This is a genomic window from Achromobacter sp. ACM01 (assembly GCF_014851745.1).
Taxonomy (GTDB): Bacteria; Pseudomonadota; Gammaproteobacteria; order Burkholderiales; family Burkholderiaceae_B; genus Achromobacter; species Achromobacter aegrifaciens.
The window spans coordinates 1-325 of the sequence record NZ_JACVAF010000031.1; the positions used below are offsets into that span (position 1 = coordinate 1).

General features: G+C 66.5%; 1 pseudogene. It reads right to left on the minus strand.

From position 1 onward, the window contains the following. Positions 1 to 325: pseudogene (locus tag IB268_RS30930) on the minus strand (hypothetical protein); the annotation flags it as partial.

Sequence of the window (325 nt, forward strand, 5' to 3'; positions counted from 1 at the left end):
TAGCCAGTCAGCGTGAGCTTGCCTTCGGTGCCGTTGACGACGACCGGGGTGGTGCCCAGCGCCTGCAGGTCGGCCACAGAGAGGGTGACGTTGCCGATCTTGACGGTGGCCAGGCCTTCCGGTGCGGAGACGGTCAGTTCGCCGGTGACCGGCTGCGTGGCGTTCTCGGCGATGCTGACGTTGCCGGCATCGGCGCCATTGGCATCGGGGACGGTCACGCCGGGCACGCCATCGGTGTGGCCGTTGATGGTGACGGTGATGGTGGTGGTGCTGACGTCGCCGTCGGCATCACGGATCGTGTAGGTGAAGGTGTCCTTGAGCTGCT